This is a genomic window from Psychrobacter proteolyticus (assembly GCF_038155145.1).
In the GTDB taxonomy this organism is placed as follows: domain Bacteria; phylum Pseudomonadota; class Gammaproteobacteria; order Pseudomonadales; family Moraxellaceae; genus Psychrobacter; species Psychrobacter proteolyticus_B.
Genome location: NZ_JBAKAY010000124.1, coordinates 1 through 222, shown reverse-complemented (window position 1 = coordinate 222; position 222 = coordinate 1). Strand labels below are relative to the sequence as shown.

Genomic DNA, 222 nt, shown 5'->3' with positions numbered 1-222 from the left:
ACGGCCAGTAAGCGTTGGTATCTTGGCTTTTACCTCACTGCGGAATTCACCTTCCAACTTTGCTAATTTTGCATAGCCTTGCGGGATTAATGTCTCAAGACGTGCACGTAATAGACGTGCGAATACTGGCGCTTTACCATTTGATGAGATACCAATCACAATGGGATTGAGATCGATAATGGCTGGAAAGATAAAGTCACATAAATGCGGGGTATCGACCAC

At 44.6% G+C, this 222-nt stretch carries 1 protein-coding gene; it reads right to left on the bottom strand.

What is annotated here, in order from left to right; translation table 11 throughout:
- Positions 1-222, bottom strand: a 222-nt coding sequence (locus V6252_RS13225; protein WP_425355886.1) for a precorrin-2 dehydrogenase/sirohydrochlorin ferrochelatase family protein, incomplete at both ends; no start/stop codon positions are given.